Origin of the sequence: Pseudomonas sp. MF7453, assembly GCF_016405455.1 — a bacterium.
GTDB lineage: Bacteria > Pseudomonadota > Gammaproteobacteria > Pseudomonadales > Pseudomonadaceae > Aquipseudomonas > Aquipseudomonas paralactis.
Window position 1 is genome coordinate 233241 of record NZ_JAEKCN010000005.1, and the last position, 17669, is coordinate 250909.

Sequence of the window (17669 nt, forward strand, 5' to 3'; positions counted from 1 at the left end):
GGGTGCCCATTTTTATTGGGGGTGAAAAAGGGTAGTGGGGAATATAGTAGTTGTCTCTTCCAAAATTATTAATGGTTGAGGTGACGCCTGAGTTGTAGCCATTTTTAGTGAGTAATTATTTTTAAATAACTAGATATGGAACTATATCGGTACGGATTAGCACATACGGCATGAGACAGCAGGGAGCGCGCTCTAAACTAATTTTTAGAGGTGTATATATGCAAATCTTCAATCAACCTCCAGTGCCATTGCTCACACCATCAACCCAACAAAAAACGACGGAGGTCAAATCTCCATCGACGTCGGATAGTGCGGGTACCGAGGCAAATAGTTCAAACGATAAACTGTATTACAGTCAGGACAAGGGGCGCGCCCAATACCCTCAAGCAAGCCCTGAGGAACTCTTTAGTCGAAGCGAAATTGCGGCTAAAAGATTCGGCTTTCCAAGGATCGGCGTCAAGCCCAGGCCCAAGCCGCCCACGCCCAGACCGAAGCCCCCGATTCCAAAACCTATTACTCCAAAACCGATTACTCCCAAACCGAACCCTTTAGCACCTAAACCGGCCAAGCCTATGGTGCCTGGTTTAAAGCCAGCAGGCGGATCGAACAGTCCAGGGGCGGCACGTAACACTGCAAATGATATTGCCCGCCTGCAACAGAACAATGCTTTCCCGCCGGTTTCGCCGTCGGTTGCGGTTATGGTACGTAATGCGCTGCTAACTTCAGGTACCAGTAATTTGGTCAACAGCGGTTTTACCGTGGGGCAGCATTTCGTGTCCAAAGCTCTGGAAGAAAGGATTGATGCACAGGCAAAGATGCCTGGAGCAGAAGTAAATAAACCCGACGGCACGACGGACACTGTAGATTCTGACGCGACAGAAGAGCAAAAAATCCAGGCGCGCCTTACGGGTGCAGAAATAAACACAGAGCTTCTGGCCAACGAAGTTATTTTCATCAACGAAGGCCCCGACGCGAGGGCTGTTATAGCCAGCCCCGACGCGCCAACAGATACACACGGGCGTTTGACCAACCTGGAAAAGCGGATGGACGGGATAGAAAGCCAAATGCCTGAGCTCGCTAAGCGCTACGGACTTATCTACACCCCCTATGTGGCGCCTGAATCATCGGAGGCACCGACTGATCAGTCGCGTATGGAAAATGTTGAAAAACGCTACACGTCAATGAAAAAGATGATTAAAACGTTGGTGGTACTTAAGCAGAACGCATAAGAAGTTGGCTGGTTTTTGTACGTGCAGGGTTAAAGGGGGCAGGTTGATTTGATCTAAATAATCTGCCCACCTTTTGCAGTCTTTAATAAACTTGGGTCCCGATCATCAGGGCAAAGGGGACGGACATTATTCATTTGAGGGGCGTTCATTTAAATAAACTGCCTCATGAATAAGACTGCCTTACACAAGAGTAATAGAGTGAAATTCCAAAAAAGAATGATCAAAGTCAAGGCTCAGTAACTTATCTTTATACGCTTCGCAAATGACGATGTTGAAAGCTCCGCCCCAGCCCTCTAAGCGAAAAACCTCTGTATTTTTTGGAATTTTTTCTCTGCTTAACGTTGGGTTGAAAAAGAAACGACCTCTTGGATTTTGCCACTCTTTGACCACATGTGATTCGGGCCACGCCTCGTATTCTGACAGCGCCCAATCGACGCAATCGACATGTTTGTAAGCGTGAAGAAGACGATAACGCACGTTTTGTTTTTCGTGGCTGATGGGCAAAAATTGGACATGCTCCGTCAGCAAGTTATCCAATCCTTGGAGAGCTTCGTCGAACACAAAAAAGTCAGCCTCGATGGTGTTGACCGGTGCTGTTTTCCCATCTACGAGAATCTCATAGTGCAGAGGTTCGAGGGTACAAGGCGTTCTACTATTAGATAACTCAACATCGTCTACTTCCTCTCCTTTATAAACGAGCCCTCCCAGGTTTACATAACCTTCCCACTTTTTGCTGGTGACGTTTGGATTAAGTTTGAAGTAATTCATAAGTCTACTTTCCTCAAAATCTTATTAAGCGTGGAGGTTGGGTCCAGTGCCTCCTTCCTAAGCTCTGCGAGCTCGGCCTTGAATTGATCCGGGCCTTTTCGGCTTGCATTTTGCAGTCGTTTATAAATCTCTGCATGCATTCCATCGGGGTGCGGACCTTTATGTCCGGGCACGTCCACTTTGTTTAACGGGTCATTGAGTACGTCCCTGCGAGATTTTCCGTTTTTAAATTTCCCCAATCCATTTTTTTCAAACAGAACACGGTATTTAGGTGTCCATTTTGCATGTTTATTCGTGGCGATATGGTGTGTCGGCGCGCAAGCGGAGAGCCCCCAAGGATCAAGCCAACCTATCGGGTTTGCTGCGTACTGGTAGAGGTTGAAGCCTCCGGCCAGCCCAATAGGGTCTGTCGTCGTGAAGCGTCCCACATCGGGGTCATAAAATCTGAATATGTTGTAATGCAGTCCAATCTCTCGATCCAGGTATTGCCCCTGGAATCTCAGATTCTGTTGCTCAAGAAAATAAGGCTCACTTATTTCCTCGACAGTATTGCCCCATACGCGATATTTAGCTTGCCAGACGATATGACCGTCGGTTTCGGTAAGCTGCTCTGGGAGGCCAATGATATCGTTATGGTAGTAACGGATACTTTGTAGTACGCCCAAACCGTCGATTCGGGCCAGCGGTGCATAATCGCCTTCTTCGTAGACGTACACGCTTGATTGATTGTTTCGTTGCTCTTGCAGGAGCTGCAGGCCGTCCCATGTAAAAGAGCTGCGTCCCAGCGGATAGTCATTGGCACCATGCTCGCTCTTTTCAATGCGTCGCCCCAGCGGGTCGTAGGTCATCCTGACTATACTGCCGTTTTCATTTCGTACTTCTACCAGTCGGCTTTCTGCATCATACGCAAACCGCTGTAAGCCACGCGCAGCGCTACGTTTTTCAACCATTCGGCCAAGAGTGTCGTACTTGTAACGTTTGTCCTGATGAGTCAGCAGCCGGTTATACCGCACCAGCCCGCTCTGTTGCGGTGCGTCCAGCAGGTTTGCGGCTGCATCGTAGGCGTATGTTTCGCTCCGTCCCATCGAATGGCTGACTAGGACACGCCCGGTACTGTCATAGCCCATTAGCTCTTGACGGTCGTATTGGCGGCTTATCCGACGTCGCCCGATCAGGTTATCGCTGGGATCGTAGGTGTAGTCCGTCTCGACTACCGGCGGCAGTTGCCACGGCTGATCAATACTGCGGCGTTGGCGTGAGCGAACTCTACCGCTTCGGTCATATGCGGTACTCGTCTTGAATTGGCCCTGGGTACGCTGCACTTCGCGATGCACGCGATCACGCTCGAAGTCGCTGATGACTTTTCCATCGATGTTCAACTGATGCAGGTGGCCGCTCCCGTAGTACAGCCTGTTCAACCATCGACCGTCGGGCAAACCGGTTTGGATTAGATTTCCCAGTTCGTCGTAACGATGCCGCACAGACCCTGCCGCGCTTTGCTCTTCAAGTAACTGACCCAACGCGTCATAGCTAAAGCCGAGTGCCTGCTGGCGACCGTCCAGAGCGGTGAAGCTGACACCTACCAATTGGTCGTTCAGATCATGTTCATAAACGGTGGTACCGTCTGAAGTGACTTTGCTGATCAGGCGTCCTAGAGGATCCCGCTGAAACTGGTGGGACAGTGGGGCAACTGGCTCGCCTTCGATTCCCGGCAGGTAGTCTACGGCGATAACGTCGTCCAATTGATCGTAGGTGTAGCAGCGCCGGCTTTGGTCTAGGTCTTGCTGCTGCACCAGACGGTCTGCTGCATCCCACTCGAAGCGATAGCTTTCACCATTTTCATTCGTCAGTCTGCACAGTCGCCCATAGGCGTCGTGATCGAACATGATCGTTCGGTTGTGTGCATCCCAGCGTTGTTTGACCAGGCCGCGTACGTCATAGGCATAGCGCGTGGTGCTGCCGGCCGGGTCGATATAGGCCGTCAAATAGCCGCTGGTGCTACGTTGAAGTTGTTCCACGCGGCCATCCGGAAGCTGGCATTCCAAGAGCAGGCCCTGCGGGCTATACCGGTAGCGCACCGATTCACCCTCGGCATTGGTCTGCACCACCAAATTGCCGAAGGCGTCGTACTGATAGCGAGTGGGATAACCCGAACAGTCCACTTCTTCGACCAGTTGGCTCCATTCGTTCCAATGCAATGTTCTGGCTTTTTCCGTCGCATCGAAGATGCGCACCGGCTGGCCGAAACCGTCGTAGACATAGCGCGTACGGTTACCAAGAGGGTCGACTTCCTCGATGCAGTTGCCACGCTGATCGTAGCGGTAATGCCAACTGTGGCCCGCAGTGTCGGTTTCTACTTCGGGCAATGCCCAGTGTGCCAGCCACCGCGTACCACTGGTCCTGCCCAGCGGGTCGATCACCGCGCTCAAGTTACCTGACTCGTCGTAGTTGAAGCTCCACTGGCCGCCTTGCGGGTCAATTGCGGCCAGCAGTTGGCGGTCGTCGCTCCACTCGAACTGCCAGATATAGCCTAGGTTGTTGACGTAGCGTGTGATCTGGAACTGCGGGTTCCAATGCCGGGTGCTGACGCGCATCAGGCCATCGGTCACGCGAGTAATGCCAGCATCGAGATCGTATTCGAAGGTGTATTCGTCTCCAGCGTCTGTCCAGTGCCGACTCACGCGCCATTCCGGGCCGCCTGGCCCCTCCACTTCAGCCCATTGGTAGAAACAGCGCAGGCCACTCGGCAGTTGGTGTTCGACCAAGCGCCGGCTGGCATCGTAAGCGAAGCGTCGTTGGGTTGTACTTTGCGCGTCCAAGACCTCGGCAAGATCGCCGTTGCTGTCATAGCGATAACTGACGAGCACGTCGCTGCGCGCATTGAAATGGTCCTGGCGCAGGTAACGTCGTTCGATATGGCTCACTCGCCCAGGGTGCTCTACGGTGTAGATCAGGTCGACGTGCATCAAGTCATGGGTGTCGCGCAATCGGCACAATCGGCCCTGAGCGTCGTAATCGAGGAAGATCCGCCCTTCATTACGATCACCCAGAAGGTGCAAGCGCATCCGCGCGCTGTTCAACGGGTCGGTTTCGAAGAGCCGGTACAAGCCTTCGGTACTCTCGATAAGTACCGCCCCCTCTGCGCTGCGCCTGACGGCCAAGCCCTCGCCAGGGCTGAAAGCGCCGCCAGACAACGGGATATAGCCAATTTCCAGGCGGCGCCCTTGCTCATCGATATAGGTCAGGTTTTCATCGGCATCAATCTCTACGGCTACCTCATAGCCGACACTCCATCCCGCACCGAAAAGGCTGCCCTGGCGTGTGTCGAGGCTGCTGTAAAAACGCTGCCATACGATGTTGAGCAAGCCAGGCAGGATGAAATCCAGCTCCTCTTCCCCGCCCAGGACCTTGGCCCCCGTCGCGCTGTGCACCGGATTGGGCGAACCATTCATGGCGCTCTTGAGTGCCGAGGTGACCTTGGCGGTTCCGTAAGCGATCGCGCCACCCACCAACGCACCCCCGATCATGCACGGCAGCTTGGTCCAGAAACATTTCAGGTTACCCCGCAACGCCATCACCACGGCAATCGCCAACCCCACCCCCGGCGTTTTCCCGCTACGAATCTCCTGCACCACAATGGTCTCGCCACCAATGCGCACATCCGGCGAAATCAGGCCCTCAGCCGTCCCAATTTTCGCATCGCAGGTACTGCGATCCCCGCTGCGCGCCGCAGGCTGCCCGTTGATGAACACCGAACTGGAACCCTCGGCAATAAATTGCAGGGGCATGGGCGGGTGCTTGTTGCACGCCACGGTGTCCAGCGGGCAAGGCTCGGTGCCAGGGGCGGGCGAGGCGACGGTCGGGCGCCACATCTGCGAGAAAAACTCCCCCGCCATATCCAGGAAGCTGGGTGCCGGCGGCTCGCTGGGTGCGACCGGTACAGCGGTCATCTTGCCGGCTGCGCGGGCGGCCTTTTTGCCATTGATGAACACGTTGTGCGAACCGCTGGTGATGAAGGCATCGATCACCGGCGGGAACACCCAGTTGGCGGCGGACTCGCACCAACTGGATATCTTCAAGTCCGCCCCCGTGAGGCCAGCGGTAATGCCCACGACCGCGCCCACCACCAACACCAACGCGACGCCGCCAGTGGCAATGGTTGCACCGGTCGCGATGAAAACCGCCCCGGCAACGGCCAGGCAACCCACGGTAGTGAGCGCCGCATAGGCGGCCACTTCCAGCACGCCGCCGAGAATATCGGCCATCACCGAGGTGTGCAGCAGCGCGTCACCTTCGCGGGCCGCCCAAAGATCCTCACTCATTGCTCAGACTCGACTCAGGGCGTGGCGAGGAAGTTGAGTGTGTTTTTCAGCGTTGCCCAGTGTGCCGCCTCGGCAGGGCCCAGGGGCTGGGTCTTGACGTAGCTCAGGGCAATCAGGTTGCGGGTGCCAGGTATCTGCATCGCCAGCTGATACTGGTAAATGTTGTCGCTGCCTTTGTTGAAGTGGTTCTGCACTTCAAACGCATCGACATCCTGCGCTGGGCCGACCTTGACCGCTTGTGCAGGGGAGTAGCGCAGATCCTTGACCTGCTGTTCGAGTTTTTTCAGCTGGCCCTCGAAATTGCTTTGCAGGCTTTCGCCGTCCGCCAACGGGCTGCGGCTCACCACCAGGGTGGTGCCCAGCTTGGCGAACTTGAGGATATTGATCGAAGTGTCCTGTACCTCGGCATCAGGCAGGGTGAACTGGGCTTCGTTGATCAGATAGTTCATGGTGAAGAAATCTCGTTATTGACCAGCGCCGGGCTTACCGGGAAATTTTGATTCGACGGCGGACTTGATCGTGCTCTGCACGCCCTGGGCGCCGGGCGAGGTGCCCTTGTCGCTGCCCAGGTTAATGTCCAGTTTGCCCTTCGTCTGGATCTTGCTGCTGCCGGTGGAAAACAGGTTGAACGAGCCACAGGTCAGGTTGATGTCGCCGCCAGCCTTGAGCTCGATCACGCTGGCTCCGCACACCAGGCGAATACTCTCTCCGGCCTCGATGGTGTAACTCGTGGCGGCGCTGTCGGACTTGGCCGCGCCCACGATCACCGTGTCGTTATTGCGCACAACCCGCAGACGGTTGCTGCCGATGGTCACCGTCTCGTTATGGCCAATGCTCTTGTTGCGGTCATGCCCCACCGAGTGGCTTTCATCCACCTCCACCACGATGTCCTGATTGCGCTCGGCATGGATATACAGCTGCTCCAGGCCCTTTTTGTCCTCCATACGGATTTCATTGAAGTTGGCCGGCGTGCCGCCTTTGCTGGAGCGGCTTTTCATCCCGCTCTGGGTGGCGTTTTCCGGCAAGTCGTAGGGCACGGTCTGCTCAGCGTTGTACACCCGTCCGGTGATGATCGGCCGGTCGGGGTCGCCTTCAAGAAAGCTGACGATCACCTCCTGGCCGATCCGTGGAATCTGCATCGAGCCCCAGTTCTTGCCGGCCCAGGATTGCGACACACGAATCCAGCACGAGCTGTTCTCGTTGGATTGATCGTGGCGATCCCAGTAGAAATGCACCTTCACGCGCCCGTACTGGTCGGTCCAGATTTCCTCGCCTTTGGGGCCCACCACCAGTGCGGTCTGCGGGCCTTTGACGATAGGGCGATGGGTGTTGGCCAGTGGGCGAAAACTTTGCTGGGCGTCGATGCAGGTCAGGCTGCTTTCAAACTGCGCCGAGCCTGAACCGCCACCGCTTTCCAGGCTTTCTTGCACGATGTAGTAACGGCAACCGACGATCAGGTATTCGCGGTTCTGGTCCTGGCGACTGAAACCGGTGAGGCTGAACAGGTGGCCCGACCCCAGGCCCCGCGCATTGCCGGCGAACTCGATCTGCTCGTGCAGGGTTTGCAGGGCTTCGATGCGGGTGCGTGCGTAGTGTTCGCCGTCGGCGCTTTGCACGTAGGTGCCGGGGTAGTCGTACAGCGGGTAGTCGCCGCCGGTGTGCGGGCGCGGCATGGCCGAGCGCACGTCGATGCTCGCGCTGGGACGCTGGAAGTCGTAGTCGTTGAGCTCAAGCGAACCCGGCTGCACCTCCTGCGCCAGGTGCCAGTTGTGCATATGATCGCGTTCGCGCTGTTGCTCGTCCTTGGGGTAGTAAGGGATCGACGCGTAGCCGGGCACGCTGGTGTGGGCGCCATAAGCGTCGGCCAGCACCAGCACGTGGCGGTCCTGTTCATGGCGAAAGAAATAATAGATGCCTTCCTGTTCCATCAGCCGGCTGACGAAATCGAAGCTGGTTTCGCGGTACTGCACGCAGTATTCCCACTCGCGATACGGCCGGCTCAGGGCATCTTCGAAGTCAGAAAAACCCAGGTCACGGAACACCTGCTTGATGATCTGCGGAATGCTCAGGTTCTGGAAAATCCGGCAATCGGAGGTGCGGCTGAGCAGCCACAGCCAGGGGCGCAGAGTGACCTGGTAACTGGCGAACTGGCCTTTGTCGATGTTCTGGCTGCACCGCGCAACGATCCCGTGGAAATGCCGCTCGCCGCCGTCCGCCAGTTGCAGGCCGACGCTCATCGGTTTACCCAGCAACTGGTTAAGGTCGATGTTGGCGTCCAGGGACGTCAGTTGCAGCTCATAGTTGAACAGCCGACCCAGCTCTTCACCGCCGCCCATTTCATTGAGCAACAGCACATCCGGCCCGAGGGGGCTGGTGATTTTGGCCAGGCGTGAGGCTTGGTTGAATAGCATTGGGCGTCCTGTAAAGGTCTTGATTACTGAAGGAACCGAATCCAATGTGGGAGCTGGCTTGCCTGCGATAGCAATTGAACATTCAACATTGATGTTGACTGATACACCGCTATCGCAGGCAAGCCAGCTCCCACATGTTGACCGTGTCCCGTCAGGTCAATCTGCGTCGCTGAAGTCGTAGTGCAATTCATTATCCCGGCTGCTGATCCGCACTCCCGCCAAGGCCTTGCCTTCCAACATGCGCGTCAGAAATTCCCGGCTCATGTCCGGTAGCAGGCTGTTGGTGAGGATGGTGTCGATCATGCGCCCGCCGCTTTCGGTCTCGGTGCAGCGCGAGACAATCAGGTCGACCACTGCATCGTCGTAGTCAAAGGCGACTTTATGGGTGTTCTCCACGCGTTTCTTGATGCGGTTCAGTTGCAGGCGTGTGATCGCCTTGAGCATCTCGTCGCTCAGCGGGTAGTAGGGGATGGTCACCAGACGCCCCAGCAGCGCTGGCGGGAAGATTTCCAGCAGCGGCTGGCGCAGGGCCTTGGCGATTTCCTCGGGCTCGGGAATGTTCGCCGGGTCTTTGCACACCTGAGAGATCAGTTCGGTACCGGCGTTGGTGGTCAGCAGGATCAGGGTGTTCTTGAAGTCGATCACCCGGCCTTCGCCGTCTTCCATCACGCCCTTGTCGAACACCTGGAAGAAAATCTCATGCACGTCCGGGTGAGCTTTTTCCACCTCATCGAGCAGCACCACGCTGTAGGGTTTGCGCCGCACCGCTTCGGTCAGCACACCGCCTTCGCCGTAGCCGATGTAGCCCGGTGGTGCGCCCTTGAGGGTGGACACCGTGTGGGCTTCCTGGAACTCGCTCATGTTGATGGTGATGACGTTCTGCTCGCCGCCATACATGGCTTCGGCCAGGGCCAGGGCGGTTTCGGTCTTGCCCACACCGGAGGTGCCGGCCAGCATGAACACGCCAATCGGCTTGCTCGGGTTGTCGAGACCGGCGCGGGAAGTCTGGATGCGCTTGGCGATCATCTGCAAGGCATGGTCCTGGCCAATGATGCGTTTCTTCAAGTGTTGGTCGAGGTTGAGCACCGTCTCCAGTTCATTGCGCGCCATGCGGCCCACCGGGATACCGGTCCAGTCGGCGACCACCGAGGCCACGGCCTGGTAATCCACGGTTGGCAGAATCAGTGGGTTTTCGCCTTGCAGGGCGGTGAGGCGCTGTTGCAGGTCGATCAGTTGCAGGCGCAACTCATCGCTGCCGCTGTCTACCACACGGGCCTTTTCGCGCAAGGTGGCACGGGTGGCGAGCAGCTCATCCACCAGGGCTTTTTCTTCGGTCCAACGGTTTTCCAGGGTCGCCAGGCGCTCGCGCTCGCTGCTCAACAAGGCTTCGCTGTTGCTTTGGCGCGTACCAATGGCAATGCCGATGGCCTGTTCGCGGGCGATAATTTGCAGCTCGGTTTCCAGCGCTTCGATGCGCCGGCGGCTGTCGTCCACTTCGGCGGGCACCGCGTGCAGGCTGATGGCGACACGGGCGCAGGCAGTGTCGAGCAGGCTGACGGATTTGTCCGGTAATTGGCGCGCCGGAATGTAGCGGTGTGAGAGCTTCACCGAGGCTTCCAGGGCTTCATCGAGGATCTGCACCTGGTGGTGTTTTTCCATGGTCGAGGCCACGCCGCGCATCATCAGCAGCGCCTTGTCTTCCGACGGCTCGGCAACTTGCACCACCTGGAAGCGACGGGTCAGGGCCGGGTCTTTCTCGATGTGTTTCTTGTATTCGGCCCAGGTCGTCGCCGCCACGGTGCGCAAGGTGCCACGGGCGAGCGCGGGCTTGAGCAGGTTGGCCGCATCACCCGTGCCGGCGGCACCACCGGCGCCCACCAGCGTATGGGCTTCGTCGATAAACAGGATGATCGGCTTGGGCGAAGCCTGCACGTCTTCGATGACCTGGCGCAGGCGTTGTTCGAACTCGCCTTTCATGCTGGCGCCGGCTTGCAGCAGGCCCACGTCGAGGCTGCGCAGTTCCACGTCTTTCAAGGCAGGCGGCACGTCACCGGCGACGATGCGCAGGGCGAAACCTTCGACCACGGCGGTCTTGCCCACCCCGGCCTCACCGGTGAGGATCGGGTTGTTCTGACGCCTGCGCATGAGGATGTCCACCAGTTGGCGGATTTCTTCGTCACGGCCGACGATAGGGTCGAGCTTGCCGCTGCGTGCCTGTTCAGTCAGGTCGACGGTGAAGCGCTTGAGCGCTTCCTGCTTGCCCATCGCGCTCGGCGCCATCGCACCGCTGGCCTCACCCGGCACCGCCCCGGCATTGAAGCCATCGCTGGCGCTCAAGGCATTTTCCGGTGAGTCACTGACATACTCGTCAAAGCGCTCGCTCAAGGCTTCGGCCTTGATCTTGTCGAACTCGGCGGACAAGCCCAGCAGCGCATGGCGCAGGCTTGGCGTTTTCAGAATGCCCAGCACCAGGTAACCGGTGCGTACCTGGCTTTCGCCAAACATCAAGCTGCCGTACACCCAGCCACGTTCCACCGCTTCTTCCACATGGAAGGACAGGTCGGTGATCGAAGTCGAGCCGCGTGGCAGGCGGTCCAGGGCTTCGGTGAGGTCGCGGGCCAGGCGCGCCGGTTCTACGTTGAACTGGCGGATGATGCGGTGCAGGTCCGAGTCCTGCAGTTGCAGCAACTGGTGAAACCAGTGGGCCAGTTCCACATACGGATTGCCCCGCAATTTGCAGAACACGGTGGCGGCTTCGATGGCCTTGTAGGCCACGCTGTTGAGTTTGCCGAACAGTGCGGCGCGACTGATTTCACCCATGCTCTGGATTCCTTGAGGTGGTGGCGTGGTCGGCGTAATGCCGAGCCAGGATTAGGTCGTTGGCGTCATGCGCAGGTTGGCCGAGCCAGGTGTTGAAACCCAGGCGGAACTGGCCGTTGAGTTGCAGCGCCGGAACTTCGGGTTGTTGCAAAACCAGGTTCAGGTCCCAGTCCAGTTCATGGCCCAGGTACTCGGCCACCCAGGCCACCAGTTCGTTGAACGGTTGATGACCAGGCAGCATGCCCATGTAGTCGTCCAGCTTGAGCGGGCCCAGGCGAATGCGGAATTTATGCTGGCGGTCCCATACAAAACGGCCCAGACAGAAGTCCATGCCCAACTGGTTGGCGCTCACACCGACGCGGCTGCGTTCGGGCAATTCCAGCCATTGGCCGACGTATTCTTCGATCGCCACCGGCAGGCCGAAATACTCGCCGAGGATCGCCTTCAAACCGTCCGGGTAGCGGGTTTGCGCCGACAGGTGGCCGCTGTAGTGCAGCTTGGCGGTATCTGGAATAAGCCCCTGGTTGAGCAGGCTCGGCATACCCCGGCCACTCAGGGCGGCGAGGCGTGCGGACCAGTAGTCATCGTCCGGACGGTCGTGGCTGACCGTCGGCCGCGCCTCGGCCCAGGCGCGGTAGAACAGCGTCAGCAAGCGATGGTGGAACACATCCAGGAACTGCTTGCTGGTGCTGTCGGCGTTATTGCGCTGACGCTCGCGCACGTACTCGGTGATATGCAGCGGTAGCGGGCCGTTGGGGCCGCCCAGGCCGAAGAAGAACTGCTCAAGCCGCGCCGGCTTGCCGTCGCCGCCGGGGTCGACCGAGGCCAGTGTTGCCGGCGCGAAGGTGCAATCGGCCTGTTGGCCAAGGCGCAAGGGATCATCCGCCAGGCGCAGTGAATGGCCCAGGCGCGGCAGGTCCGGCGATTCGCACTCGATACGCCGCAGCGCCTGGAAGAAGTCATATTCCCAGGGCTCCTGATGCATCGCATCCAGGGTACTCACAGGGTCGGACGCCGTCCGGGCTTGGCTTTCCATCGCATGATCTCGCCGCGTTCGGTGGTACGGATCACCGTCTCGGTAAAACTGTTGATCGACACGTAGCGTGCCAGGAAGCGCTCCAGCACCGCACCGAGCAGGAACACGCCGGTGCCGCGAAACGCGTTTTCATCGAATTGCAGGGTAATTTCCAGGCCCCGGCCAAACACGATCGGGCCGGGCATCGGCAGGCGTCGGGTCACCGCCTTGCTGCTGACTTCGCGCAAGCCTTCAATTTGCAACTGCAGAGCGGCGTCGTTGCTGTCGCCGTACAGGCGCAACAATTCACGCAAGGCGCCGGCACCCTGGCCTTGTTCGCTCAAGGACAGGTAATTGAGCGACAACTGGCTGATCAGGCGCCAGGCCTTGGCATCGTGGGCATGGCTGGCGCGTGGGCGGCTGGGGCCGGCGACGCAACGTACAGAAAGCACCGGCGCGCTGTCGGCCAGGGTGAAATCGGTCTTGCCATTGCCCACACTCATAAACAGCGGCAGGTCGCGGTTGGTGCACAGCGCCGTGACGCCTAACTGGCGCAAGTCATGGCCATAGGGCGCCTGGCGGCTGTCCACCAGGCTGACGAAGGTTTCGCTGCCCACGTAGGTGGAGCGCGGCCCGTTACGGCGCTGATCGCTGGACAGCACGCGCGGCTCGCGGCGTACCGTGTAGTAAGCCTGGTCACGGCCATAACGCGACGGGTCGCGCACCGCATAGAACGGTAAAAACGGCTGTTCCGGGCCGGTGCCGTGGCCGGTGATACCGCTCAGCGAGTGAATCTCGAAATCCATCGGCCGCGTGCGGTCGGCGATCACATGGTGTTCGTTGACCCGGTCAGACAAGTGGATGCGGTCCACGCGTTTTGGGAACAGGTTGATCGCGGGGGTGCAGAACGGCAAAAACTGCGCTGCGCCAACGCTGCCTTCCAGGCTCGGTTCGTGACGGTCGAACAGCACGATCAGCTCCAGCTCCTGGCCGTCGCAACGCTTGACCGCCCGGCCGAGCTCGGCGAATTCGACGAACAGGAAGCGATGGGGCAGGGCGAAGTACTCCTGCAACAACCGATAGCCCTGGAACGCCCGCGCCACCACCGGCATCGCCGCGTCGGCATCGTCAAACCCGCGGGAGCGCAACGCGTCCTGGGGCAAACGCTCAACCCAATCGCCGCCGGGTTTGCGTGCAAACACTGCGCAGGCATTGCCCAACAGTTGTTCGTAGAGGCGAAACGGCTGCTCATCGGCACCGCTGAGGTACAGCGGCAGGTTATCCAGCTCAAGGCTGTTGAACGGCAATTCGGCGCCGGTGCGCAGGGTCAGGCGCAGACCGGCCTTGGCTTTCGGCTCACTGGCGGCCAGGCGCCCGAGCACGGCGGCGGGGTTGCCGAAATATTCGGCGTGACTGACTTGCAAGGGCCACAGCGTCACCGGGTGTGCGGTGCGGTACTCGCAGCAGGTCTGGGTTTCGCGGCCCAGGGCGGCGCGCAAGACCGTGTCGCGGGGCAGGGGGAAACCGCTGGCCAGGGAGCCTTCATCCGGATCGGTCTGCAATTGCACCACGGTCATCGACGGGGTGGGCGCCAGGTAGTGCGGGTAGGCGATTTCCAGCAGGTTGTGGGTGAAGGTCGGGTACTCGGCGTCGAGTTTCAGCTGCACGCGAGCTGTGAGGTAGGCAAAGCCTTCGAGCAAGCGCTCAACATAGGGGTCGGCGCAGTCCATACCGGACAGGGTCAGCCGACTGGCGATCTTCGGGTATTCCTTGGCGAACTCGGCGGCGCTTTCGCGCACGTGGTGCAGTTCCTGGTTGTACAGCTCCAGCAGGCGCGGGTTCATGGGCGCCTCCGTTGGTCAGCATTGACCACGCGCACATGGCCGGACTCCAGGTCCAGATCGGTTTGCAGCAACAGGCGCAACGGCACCGGCTGCGCCCACAGGTCGCCTTCGATTTCGAAGCTCAGGGCGTTGTGGTTCATCTCGCCATGGCCGACCCGGGCTTTGACCCGCAGGGTGTGGCGCAAAATACGTGGCTCGAAGGTGGCAATGGCCTGATAGATCAGCGCTTCGAGGGCCTTGATATCGACACTGGAAACGCTGTTGCCCGCCAGCGCCGGCAGGCCGTAATTGACCACTGAAGTGCCGGCCGGGGTGTGCAGCGTCGCATCGGCATCGAGTAACGAGGTGGTGTTGAGCAGCCACGCCAGGTCACGCAGCACCGAGGCTTTCAATTGGGTCAGGGACAGCACGCGTTTGTCGGCGCTTTCCTTGGGATTGGTCGGGTCGTCGTCGGTCAACCGGTCCAGCAGGGACGGTTGCAGACGGTCGCGGGAAGCGATTTCAGTTACCACCAAAGCAGCTCCACGGACGGGTTGCGAGAGGGACAAGAGGCCTGTGGCCGTGGCGCGGGCTCACGGCCACAGGGGCTATCAACGCTTGGTGTTGGAACGGATGTTCCAGCCAAACTTGATCGCGCCGCCGTCTTTGGTGCCGTCGGCTTTCTGCGGCTGGTAGTCGACCATCACTTGGGCGAAGTTCAGGGTCACGTTCTCGGTCAGGCGGTCATCGGTGCCCGAGCCGCCGGTGCTCAGGGAGGTGACCAGCACTTCTTCCAGGTTGATCACCATGTACTCGACCTGGCTTTCACCACCGGCCTTGCGCACGGTCAGCTTGACCTTGTCGATGTGCTTGCCGCTGGCGCAGTGCATCATCAGGTTGGGCGAAGCCTTGTCGACGTACTTGGTCAGCGACAGGTCCTGGATATTCACCTTGCCCGCGCCGCCGCCGCCGCCAACGTGCATGTTGCCGGACTGGGCCATGCCCCAGCTCCAGTTCAATACGTCGATTTCGTCCTTGTGGGCCTTGTCCATGGACTCGCCCTTGATGTCGCCGATCTTGATGAAAATATCAACAGCCATGTTTTCTCCCTGTGTGGTCTCAGCCACGATATTGGGTTACCGCCAATGGGGCAGTGCTTTTCTGTGGGAGCTGGCTTGCCTGCGATAGCATCACCGCGCTCTGGCTGGCAGACCGCGTCGCCTGCATCGCGGGCAAGCTCGGCTCCCACAGAAGAACCGGTTCAACAGTTACTTATGCACTCTTGGCAGAAGGCAGCTTCGATACCAAACGCAACGACACCGTCAGCCCTTCAAGCTGGTAGTGCGGGCGCAGGTAGAACTTGGAGTTGTAATACCCCGGGTTGCCTTCCACTTCTTCCACGATCACTTCGGCAGCCGCCAAAGGGTGCTGGGCCTTGGTGGTTTCGGTGGAGTGCGCAGGGTCGCCGTCGACGTAGTTGAGGATCCAGTCCTGCAACCAGCGTTGCATTTCGTCCTTCTCTTTGAAGGAGCCGACCTTGTCGCGCACGATGCACTTCAAGTAGTGGGCAAAACGGCAGGTGGCGAACAGGTACGGCAGGCGTGCGGCCAGGTTGGCGTTGGCGGTGGCGTCCGGATCGTCGTATTCGGCAGGTTTCTGCAACGACTGGGCGCCGATAAACGCAGCGAAGTCGGTGTTTTTCTTGTGCAGCAGCGGCATGAAACCGTTCTTCGCCAGTTCCGCTTCACGGCGGTCGCTGATGGCGATCTCGGTTGGGCACTTCATGTCCACGCCACCGTCATCGGTAGGGAAGGTGTGGGCCGGCAGGTTTTCCACCTCACCGCCAGACTCGATGCCACGGATGCGCGAGCACCAGCCGTAGTGTTTGAACGAGCGGTTGATGTTCACCGCCATCGCGTAGGCAGCGTTGGCCCAGGTGTACTTGGAGCTGTCGGCGCCGTCGGTGTTTTCTTCGAAGGCGAAGGCTTCCACTGGATCGGTCTTGGCGCCGTACGGCAGGCGTGCCAGGAAGCGCGGCATGGTCAGGCCGATGTAGCGCGAGTCTTCCGATTCACGCAGCGAACGCCAGCCGGCGTATTCCGGGGTGGTGAAAATCTTGGTCAGGTCGCGTGGGTTCGACAGTTCCTGCCAGGAGCCCATGCCCATCACGGTGGGCGATGCGGCAGAAATGAACGGCGAGTGCATGGCGGCGCAGACTTTCGACAGCTCGCCCAGCAGTTCCACGTCGGGTGGCGACTGGTCGAAGTAGTAATCGCCCACCAGGCAACCGTAAGGTTCGCCGCCGAACTGGCCGTATTCTTCTTCGTACATCTTCTTGAAGATCGGGCTCTGGTCCCATGCGGTGCCCTTGAATTTCTTCAGGGTCTTGTGCAGTTCCGGCTTGGCGATGTTGAGCACGCGAATCTTCAGTTGCTCATCGCTTTCGGTGTTGTTGACCAGGTAATGCAGGCCACGCCAGGCGCTTTCCAGTTGCTGGAAATCCGGGTGGTGAATGATCTGGTTGACCTGGGCGGTGAGCTTGGCGTCGATGGCGGCGATGATCGATTCGATCGACTTGATCGCATCGTTGGACACCAGATCGGTTTGCGCCAGGGCCTGTTCGGCCAGGGTGCGCACCGCGGTTTCCACGGCTTCGCGGGCACGCTCGGTCTTGGGTTTGAATTCTTGCAGCAGCAGGTTGGCGAACTCGCTGGCTTCTTCGGTGGCACCCAGGATCTGGCTGCCTTCGCGGGCGGTATTGTCAGTCATGATTACTGCTCCCCTGCAGGCTTGGGCGCGCTGGCAAGTGCCTGAAGCAGTGCCGGGTCCTTGATCGCCTTCATGATGATTTCTTCAGCGCCGGTCTTGCCGTCCATGTAGGTCAGCAGGTTGGCCAACTGAGTGCGGGCTTCGAGCAACTGGTTCAGCGAGTCAACCTTGCGCGCCACGGCGGCCGGGCTGAAGTCGTCCATGCTTTCGAAGGTGATGTCCAGGCTCAGGTTGCCTTCGCCTGTCAGCTCATTGGGTACGTGGAACGCCACGCGTGGCTGCATGGCCTTGAGGCGTGAGTCGAAGTTGTCGACGTCCACCTCAAGGAACTTGCGGTCGGCCACGGGTGCCAGCGGCTCGGCAGGCTTGCCGGCGAGGTCGGCCATCACGCCCATTACGAAGGGCAGCTGGACCTTCTTCTCGGCGCCGTAGAGCTCGACGTCGTACTCGATCTGCACTCGAGGCGCACGGTTGCGCGCGATGAATTTCTGAGAACTTTGCTTCGCCACGTT

Annotated in this window: 12 protein-coding genes; 1 reads left to right on the forward strand and 11 read right to left on the reverse strand. The window is 59.1% G+C overall.

Annotated features, from left to right (window positions below):
• Window positions 1–218 precede the first annotated feature (218 nt).
• Complete coding sequence (locus JFT63_RS29575; protein ID WP_233102273.1) at window positions 219–1229, forward strand: type III secretion effector protein; 1011 nt, start codon at window positions 219–221, stop codon at window positions 1227–1229.
• A gap of 180 nt (window positions 1230–1409) precedes the next feature.
• Here the strand turns inward: JFT63_RS29575 and JFT63_RS10485 are convergent, their stop codons facing one another.
• The 11 genes from JFT63_RS10485 to tssB form a co-directional block, all read right to left on the reverse strand.
• Window positions 1410–1997: a hypothetical protein gene (locus JFT63_RS10485; protein WP_186559158.1), complete on the reverse strand. Its 588-nt coding sequence runs from the start codon at window positions 1995–1997 to the stop codon at window positions 1410–1412.
• Entirely contained in the window at window positions 1994–6319 is a 4326-nt protein-coding gene (locus tag JFT63_RS10490; protein WP_198707170.1) for an RHS repeat-associated core domain-containing protein, read from the reverse strand. The genes JFT63_RS10485 and JFT63_RS10490 overlap by 4 nt, the downstream gene beginning before the upstream one ends.
• A gap of 14 nt (window positions 6320–6333) precedes the next feature.
• Complete coding sequence (locus tag JFT63_RS10495) at window positions 6334–6768, reverse strand: DcrB-related protein (protein ID WP_198843896.1); 435 nt, start codon at window positions 6766–6768, stop codon at window positions 6334–6336.
• 15 nt (window positions 6769–6783) lie between these two features.
• A complete protein-coding gene (locus tag JFT63_RS10500; protein ID WP_186559162.1) occupies window positions 6784–8730 on the reverse strand; it encodes a type VI secretion system Vgr family protein in 1947 nt (648 codons plus the stop codon).
• A gap of 156 nt (window positions 8731–8886) precedes the next feature.
• Window positions 8887–11550: a type VI secretion system ATPase TssH gene (gene tssH, locus JFT63_RS10505; protein ID WP_198843897.1), complete on the reverse strand. Its 2664-nt coding sequence runs from the start codon at window positions 11548–11550 to the stop codon at window positions 8887–8889.
• Window positions 11543–12586 carry a type VI secretion system baseplate subunit TssG gene (gene tssG / locus JFT63_RS10510; RefSeq protein ID WP_198843898.1) on the reverse strand — a complete coding sequence of 348 codons (1044 nt, stop codon included), beginning with the start codon at window positions 12584–12586 and terminating at the stop codon, window positions 11543–11545. Before tssG ends, tssH begins: the two co-directional genes overlap by 8 nt.
• On the reverse strand, window positions 12550–14409 hold the full coding sequence (gene tssF / locus JFT63_RS10515; protein ID WP_198843899.1) for a type VI secretion system baseplate subunit TssF: 1860 nt from the start codon (window positions 14407–14409) through the stop codon (window positions 12550–12552). The genes tssG and tssF overlap by 37 nt, the downstream gene beginning before the upstream one ends.
• Window positions 14406–14921 (reverse strand): type VI secretion system baseplate subunit TssE, encoded by a 516-nt coding sequence (gene tssE / locus JFT63_RS10520; RefSeq protein ID WP_005792513.1) that lies wholly within the window; start codon window positions 14919–14921, stop codon window positions 14406–14408. The genes tssF and tssE overlap by 4 nt, the downstream gene beginning before the upstream one ends.
• Before the next feature lie 78 nt (window positions 14922–14999).
• Window positions 15000–15488 (reverse strand): Hcp family type VI secretion system effector, encoded by a 489-nt coding sequence (locus tag JFT63_RS10525; RefSeq protein WP_005792512.1) that lies wholly within the window; start codon window positions 15486–15488, stop codon window positions 15000–15002.
• Between the two features lie 172 nt (window positions 15489–15660).
• The gene (gene tssC / locus JFT63_RS10530) at window positions 15661–17157 is read right to left on the reverse strand and encodes a type VI secretion system contractile sheath large subunit (protein ID WP_198843900.1); all 1497 of its coding nucleotides are present in this window, start codon (window positions 17155–17157) and stop codon (window positions 15661–15663) included.
• A 2-nt stretch (window positions 17158–17159) separates the two neighbouring features.
• Window positions 17160–17666, reverse strand: coding sequence for a type VI secretion system contractile sheath small subunit (tssB, locus tag JFT63_RS10535; protein ID WP_003195557.1), 507 nt, complete (start codon window positions 17664–17666; stop codon window positions 17160–17162).
• Window positions 17667–17669 lie beyond the last annotated feature (3 nt).

Coding starts and splice junctions, on each gene's coding strand:
- JFT63_RS10495 (WP_198843896.1), bottom strand. CDS start 6,768: ATGAACTATCTGATCAACGAAGCCCAGTTCACCCTGCCTGATGCCGAG.
- tssF (WP_198843899.1), bottom strand. CDS start 14,409: ATGAACCCGCGCCTGCTGGAGCTGTACAACCAGGAACTGCACCACGTG.
- JFT63_RS10490 (WP_198707170.1), bottom strand. CDS start 6,319: ATGAGTGAGGATCTTTGGGCGGCCCGCGAAGGTGACGCGCTGCTGCAC.
- tssC (WP_198843900.1), bottom strand. CDS start 17,157: ATGACTGACAATACCGCCCGCGAAGGCAGCCAGATCCTGGGTGCCACC.
- tssG (WP_198843898.1), bottom strand. CDS start 12,586: ATGGAAAGCCAAGCCCGGACGGCGTCCGACCCTGTGAGTACCCTGGAT.
- JFT63_RS10525 (WP_005792512.1), bottom strand. CDS start 15,488: ATGGCTGTTGATATTTTCATCAAGATCGGCGACATCAAGGGCGAGTCC.
- JFT63_RS10500 (WP_186559162.1), bottom strand. CDS start 8,730: ATGCTATTCAACCAAGCCTCACGCCTGGCCAAAATCACCAGCCCCCTC.
- JFT63_RS10485 (WP_186559158.1), bottom strand. CDS start 1,997: ATGAATTACTTCAAACTTAATCCAAACGTCACCAGCAAAAAGTGGGAA.
- JFT63_RS29575 (WP_233102273.1), top strand. CDS start 219: ATGCAAATCTTCAATCAACCTCCAGTGCCATTGCTCACACCATCAACC.
- tssH (WP_198843897.1), bottom strand. CDS start 11,550: ATGGGTGAAATCAGTCGCGCCGCACTGTTCGGCAAACTCAACAGCGTG.